General features: G+C 54.3%; 8 protein-coding genes. 4 read left to right on the top strand and 4 right to left on the bottom strand.

Features of this window, described 5'->3' with window-relative positions; all coding sequences use genetic code 11:
- Positions 1-716, top strand: a 716-nt coding sequence (locus QZ964_RS20945) for a hypothetical protein (protein ID WP_292534225.1), incomplete at its 5' end; no start/stop codon positions are given.
- Here QZ964_RS20945 and mcrC read toward each other — a convergent pair.
- From mcrC to QZ964_RS20925, 4 genes are all read right to left on the bottom strand, one after another.
- On the bottom strand, positions 709-1,881 hold the full coding sequence (mcrC, locus tag QZ964_RS20940; RefSeq protein WP_292534223.1) for a 5-methylcytosine-specific restriction endonuclease system specificity protein McrC: 1,173 nt from the start codon (positions 1,879-1,881) through the stop codon (positions 709-711). The two genes, QZ964_RS20945 and mcrC, sit on opposite strands and share 8 nt — an antisense overlap.
- Positions 1,878-3,488 (bottom strand): AAA family ATPase, encoded by a 1,611-nt coding sequence (locus tag QZ964_RS20935; protein WP_292534221.1) that lies wholly within the window; start codon positions 3,486-3,488, stop codon positions 1,878-1,880. The genes mcrC and QZ964_RS20935 overlap by 4 nt, the downstream gene beginning before the upstream one ends.
- Before the next feature lie 150 nt (positions 3,489-3,638).
- Complete coding sequence (locus QZ964_RS20930) at positions 3,639-3,893, bottom strand: hypothetical protein (protein WP_292534219.1); 255 nt, start codon at positions 3,891-3,893, stop codon at positions 3,639-3,641.
- A gap of 175 nt (positions 3,894-4,068) precedes the next feature.
- Entirely contained in the window at positions 4,069-4,401 is a 333-nt protein-coding gene (locus QZ964_RS20925; protein ID WP_292534217.1) for a cupredoxin domain-containing protein, read from the bottom strand.
- Between the two features lie 646 nt (positions 4,402-5,047).
- Here QZ964_RS20925 and QZ964_RS20920 point away from each other — a divergent pair.
- The 3 genes from QZ964_RS20920 to QZ964_RS20910 all read left to right on the top strand — a co-directional run.
- The gene (locus QZ964_RS20920) at positions 5,048-5,623 is read left to right on the top strand and encodes a site-specific integrase (protein WP_292534214.1); all 576 of its coding nucleotides are present in this window, start codon (positions 5,048-5,050) and stop codon (positions 5,621-5,623) included.
- 79 nt (positions 5,624-5,702) lie between these two features.
- Complete coding sequence (locus QZ964_RS20915) at positions 5,703-6,059, top strand: DUF3768 domain-containing protein (RefSeq protein WP_292534213.1); 357 nt, start codon at positions 5,703-5,705, stop codon at positions 6,057-6,059.
- Between the two features lie 16 nt (positions 6,060-6,075).
- Positions 6,076-6,433 (top strand): hypothetical protein (locus QZ964_RS20910; protein WP_292534211.1); only part of this gene is annotated, 358 nt, incomplete at its 3' end.

Genomic DNA, 6,433 nt, shown 5'->3' with positions numbered 1-6,433 from the left:
CCACAACAAGCATCCCCCACCGCCCGCTCAATGCCAAAGCGGGCAGACCTGCAAACAGTTCAGATGGGGGTCAATTTTGGACGCCGATCCCCCAAGTTAGGGGGTCAAAATTGCACGCCGAAACACAATTTTCGACGCTGTATCAGATAAAAAGCACGGCAACAGTGCTCTGCATCCGACGCGAGTTCACTGTTTGGGCAAGCGACAGGTCGAGTCCCATCGTCGAGTGGTTACGCGCCCTGGCCCGTCACGCTCAGAACGAGAGCGGCGGGCGAGGCGTTGGCGCAATCGGCCTTTGTCTTACGGGTGGTTTCGCCCTTGCAATGATGACCGAGCCAGCAGTTATCGCGCCGATTCTCGGGGAACCGTCTCTGCCCGTGGCCATTACATCCACGCGGCGACGCGCCATCGATGCGTCACCTGAAGAGATTGCTTGCGCCCGACGAAGGCTTGCTGACGAAAATTTGTCCATGATCGGTTTGCGGTTTCGAGGCGACCCATTTGTTCCCGACGAAAGATTCGAAATGCTCCGGCGTGAATTTGGAGAGCGATTTGAGGCTATTGAATTGGACCCTAAAGACGCCAATTCCGATGGGCCGAAACCACCCCATTCGGTTCTGACCCTTCATCTGCGAGACGACGATCCCGACGGCCCAACGCGAAAAGCCGAAGCAAGAGTCATCGCCTTTCTTCGAGGGCGTCTTGGCGTTAAATGACGTTGGCCATAGTTCGGTCGAACAAATCAGCAGGACGCCATCGGGAAGTTCGTAATGCTGGGGGGCCTAACGCCAGCAATTGAGACCGGATTTCCCTAGCCGGTGCTGCTAAGTCAACTGTTGCAAACCGTATTCTATGACCTTGAATAGTGACCGCCTCATCGACAAATCCTCCGACGCAGGGGTGGAGGAGTAGTCCAGTCGCATGGTCTGCTAAGGGATCTTCGCACCCATCTTGTGAACGGAGATACGCGTAAATTTGATAGAGATAGCCACTCCGAAGCGTTTCCTCCCGATACCAACCAGCGGTTACAATGGACGTGAATTTGGTGTCGATCACAATTCGCTGCGCCGTCTGCACATGTTCGAGCACCACATCGGCCCTCATCGTGGGCAATATCTTTGAAACTCCCTCAGTCTTGTGTTCGATTTGCCATTGCAATAAGCAGCCGCGTCGCACATGCCAACCCAGGGGACTGAGTACAACATCATAAAACCCGCCGACGGCCCTCTCGAATAGGTGCCGCACCCATGTCGCCTCTCGATCTGGCAGCGAAAGTAGGTTTGATCCGGCAGCTTCTGTCGGCAATGTGAGGTCAAATGCCAATCTGGCCGCTGCAACCATGAATTGATCATCGGCATCGTGACGTCCGAAACGATCTGCGCTGAGCTCTGCCCTCGTAGGCGCATTTCCGGAAACGCCGGACGCTTTCATTGCTCTGGCCAAGGATCGACAGCGATGGGCAATGTCGCGTCTTTGAACCACTCTCGAAACGGCTTCCAATGCCGCTCGGACGAAGCGATTGCGAGGCGTGTCAATGGTTAACTGCTCATAGCGACATGCAATCATGCCACGGGCTAACAGATGGCGCCGCTCAGTATGTATAATATTAATTCGCCCCCGAATACGATTCAGAATAGCCGCGTGTGACTGGTAGCCTAAACTGAGGTGGCGACGTTGCCGCATCTCCACGGCGTGTGCAAGGATCTCTGCCACGAGATCCGGCAAATCGTCTGGGCTGTCCTCAAGCCCGATCCTTCCGGTTTTGCGGCTTCTGAATAGCTCTGATGCATAGAGCATTAGGAGCCAGAGGTTTCGGACCGGTATTCTCCCAATAGTTCCCACTGTTGCCGAAGTTTCGTTTTTCACCGCTTCGGTGTTCACAGGGGCCAGCCTTCGACGAGACGAGCAAGCGCAAGTCGGGCCTCATCAGGTGCATCAAACCAATATTCCTTGAGCAGTGGACCAATTTCAGTTTCGACCACCTGCCTGAACCAATCTCGGGTTTCGCCAGTATCTAATCGACGTGTTGGTGTTACATAGCTGTGACCGACGCGGAACTGTTCGCCCAAACGCTCATCCGATGTGATCTGGTTGTTGAGCTGAATAATCCTACGTTCAATGTCTTCTACTAGGTCAGGATCGAGGTTGCGCTCCTTGATCACCCAACTACGCCAGGCGGAACCGAGCTTCGGCTCGAGATCGACAAACGCGAACCTTCGACGTAGAGCTAAATCTACCAATGCTAGTGATCGATCTGCGACATTCATTGTCCCGACCAGGTAGAGGTTATCCGGGATAAATACTGGCCGGCGTTTACCATCGCTGTCTGGATAACAAAGTTCCAATGCCTCTTCCGGGACACGTTTATCTGCTTCCAAAAGCGTTAGAAGCTCCCCAAAAATTTGGGCAGGGTTTCCGCGGTTGATCTCCTCAATGACCACGACGATTTTGGACAGGCTGTCGTCCAATGCTGCTTTTATAGCCTCCATAAAAATACCATCCACCAAAGACAATTTGCCCTCGCCCATCGGACGCCACCCGCGCACAAAATCTTCATACGACAAGTTCGGATGGAATTGTACTGCACGTACGCTGCTGCCGTCCTTTCGGCCTATCAATGCAAAGGCGAGACGCTTAGCCAACCAAGTCTTCCCTGTGCCAGGAGGGCCTTGGAGGATTATGTTTTTTTTGGTGCGCAATCGGTCAAGTATACGAACGATCTCCTGACGTTCTAAGAAGCAACCATCTGCTAGAATATCATCGACTGTAAAATTTTCTGGCGGGTTGGCTTCATAATCCTTTTCTTTCTCCCGATAAATCGCTTCGATAAGGGGCTTGAACAATGCTGCGTATCTTTGAAATTCGCTTTCAATTTTGCCCCCGAGCTGAACAATCGATTTCACGTCTAAGTTTTTTGAAATGCTCGCACCGTGGCTTTCGGGGGAACTCGCGTACTGAATCCAGTCTTTGAAATTCGAAAAGTCTTTAGTTCCAGCCTTGGACCGCCACTGCTTGCGGAAGTCCCATTCCTGTCCAACAGCGGTGGAGATTTCCTCGATTATCCGATTATCAATTATTCTGAGCCTCTGTTTCGCCTTGTCCAACGTCTTTTTGAGCTCCTCTACGGTGGTCGGATCAGAAACCTGGGCTGATCCTGCTCCGAAACAACAGCAGAACTCTGCACCACGGGCGTTCAGGATCAGCGCGAACTGCAATCCAAAGGATTTATTTCGCGCAGCCGCCGGAAAAATACAGCACCAAAGTTCGGTTGCTGATCGCCCATTCGGACTGAAAAGGGAGGCGTATTCCTTCATTTCGACGCCGCCAGAATAGGACTCAGCCGCCGACCTAGCTATTCCTTTCAGTTTGTCTCTAATAGATTTGAAACGTTCCCTGTCTGCGGGCAAAACATCTCCAAATGGGATGCTGGATGCATACCGATTGAACAATTCAAAGTCGTTTTGATCAAAATGCGCGTCGTCTTCCATCGCTTCACTCATCGATCTGTAAGTCCAAAAATGCTGAGGCGTTTCGCGCAGTGTACGCAGTGCCTGCTGTTAGCGTTGTTTGAGCCACGTGGAAGCGTTAGCACGCTGCCGCTGCGTGTAGGATAGTCACGTTCGAATCTTAGGGGCCCGTCAACTGGATGTACAACGCTTGTGAAATCGAATTACAGTAGCAGGCTTACGGCTGCGCAAGTTAATTCGGCGACGCCCTGTTCCGGTCAGCACATACCGGCCCCTGTTGTCGTCCCAGCGCATTAAATCATCCTGCAATGCTCTTTCACGCAGGATCGTTGTCATTGGATCGTGAACATGCTCGGGGGCGATGTCGCCGTGCACATCCACCTTCTTGAGCGCCTCGATAGGCCGGTCTTCGAGCTTTTCCGTCATGCCTCTTATATCTGGAAGGAAACGGGGCTCTTATCAAGAATGCTAGGAATGACCCTCCACCCGCCCCTCTCCGTTGAAAACGGTTGCGTGGGGCCACCAGTATTCCTTCAGACCCAAGGGGGCACGATCAGCGGTACCGTTCGCGGCAATACGGTTCCGCGGGCCGATCAAATCATCAGGGAGCAACCGTGACCTTTCCCCGCATGTTTCCGTGCTGACCGCAAAAATAGTCGATCTCGCCCGGCTTATCGAATGTAATGGCGAAGCTCTGACCATTGTTGAGCGTGGGCGAGCGAAATTCCGATTTGAGGCCAACGACGCTATGGGGCGCCTCGTCATGATTGACGAAGATCACCTTCGTGCCAGCCTTCACAGACAGTTGCACGGGTATGAACGCGAAGTCCTCGATTGCGAAAGTGATCGACGTCCCAGCGGTCACGGTCTTCACTGCCACGGCACCCGCCACCACAACGTAAGCTACCGCCCGGCGTGTGATCTTCCTCGTCATGCGCCGTTCTCCTTCCCATGGGAAGTTGGCTTTAACGCGCCGGCGTTCAAGCGTGATGCATTTTTGCTCCGGCCTCTCGACGCAAAGTTTCCGGCGTTGATGTCGCGCGATGAATCTGTTTCCCGGCCACGTCAGACGGCCATTTCCGGCTTACAAATGAAGACTAAAATCGCCTTCTAAGAAGCAGTACCACGCGCTGGAACTCAATGAGTGTGTATTCTGCCAACTAAAAATAGCTATTTGGTGATAACGACTGCGTATACAAGCTGTAGCTTTACGGCTACTTTGCCGAATATAGTGTATTTTCAGGCGCTTGACGCCGTGGCGCTGACAGCCTATACGTTCAACAACTGGCAACGGGGTGAGGCTAACGCTTAGCATCGCCAGCGCCAGGGTGACATGTGCAAGGGCGCTGCGGCGCCCTTTGCGATTCTTGGAGGGCAAGGCTGACGTAAACTGAGCGATCAATCGACGAAATCGAAAACCTAAGCGGCTCACGGGCCGCAATGACCGTCGGCGGCAGGGACAACTCACCCCGCGAGCCGCCTGCCGTAACCATTATCCCTTGCCATCGAAAGTTTGTGCAAGCCGACGCATTGGGCGGAGGTGGACGACTCACGCCCTGGCGTCAGCAATGGAGACGCCAATGCTGGGCAAACAGGCCAAAATCATCTCGCCCGAAACCCTCGCGCGAATGCTCAATTTCGCCAGCCAAACACGGCAGCCAAAACGTGACGCCGTCATCGTGCTGCTGTCGGTGAAGGCTGGCCTCAGGGCCTGTGAAATCGCCGGCCTGCAATGGTCAATGGTAATGACCGACAATGGCGAAATTGCCGATGTCATCGACATACGCAGCGCCATCGCCAAAAAGGGTTCGGGGCGACGCATTCCCATGCACCCGAGCCTGCGACAGGCGCTGGGGGAATTGTGGCCGGTGAGGGCATCCGACGCTCATATCGTCGCTTCAAACCGCGGCGGCCCCATGCGCCCCAACAGCATCGTCAATTGGTTCGTGACGATGTTTCATGACCTCAACCTCGAAGGCTGCTCATCGCATTCGGGTCGACGCACCTTCATCACCGCCGCCGCGAAAAATGTCCATCGAACCGGGGGAAGCCTGCGCGACGTGCAGCTACTCGCCAGCCATCAGTCAATCGAAACCACCCAACGATACATTGACGGCGACACCCAAAGTCAGCGTCAACTGGTGAACCTGCTGTGACGCGAAGGTCGCCGTTCACCGAGTCATCGTCGCTGACTCCAACGAGCCGAGCTTTCATAGCACGGCCAAGGAAAATGTCATGGCCAAAGCCGATCAATCACAGTCGACCGAAAATTACGCTGCTCGAGTGCGTACCCTCAATGACGCCCTTCGAACCACCCTCGCCGGCGGCAAAATCATGCTGACGCGAGGTGTGGCCGCGCTCGAAGCTGCAGTCATTCACGCAATCACCGAAGCCTTGCAAAGCTATGATGATATCAACGACGACAATGACCCCTATGACGAACATGACTTTGGCGTGTTGACCGTCAAGGGCCACAAGCTGTTTTTCAAAATCGATTATTACGACCTCGACCTGGCCTTTCATTCACCCGACGCGGCCGACCCCAATGTCACGACGCGCGTGCTCACGATCATGCTCGCCGACGAATATTGAGCCACGGGGAAGCGGTATGCCAAATTTTCGCGTGAAGCTCGGCGCGTCGCTGCTTGAATCAATGACCCTGGCGACGGTCGAAGCCTTCAATTTTCGCGGCCCTCAATCGAGCAGAAAGTGTGGGGTCGAAACCTACGGCTACATATGGGGAAGCAAGAAGGCTTACCCTGACGGCCAAATGGCGTTTTTCCTCGACAAGCTCAGCGTGACGCTCAGCGCCAAACGAGCGGCGTTGAGCGTCACGCCGAACCGTCGTGCCGGCAAAATCAAGGACGAGCTGTTCAGGCAGCTGGCCCCTCACCAAACGCTACTCGCCGACTTTCATAGCCATCCCTACCCCAGCCATAAAGCCGTGACGCAAAAGCTCGGGTTCG

The sequence above is a fragment of the Methylocystis sp. genome (assembly GCF_021731785.1).
Taxonomy (GTDB): domain Bacteria; phylum Pseudomonadota; class Alphaproteobacteria; order Rhizobiales; family Beijerinckiaceae; genus Methylocystis.
Note: the sequence above shows the minus strand (reverse complement) of the source record. Positions and strands in the feature narration are given on the sequence as shown.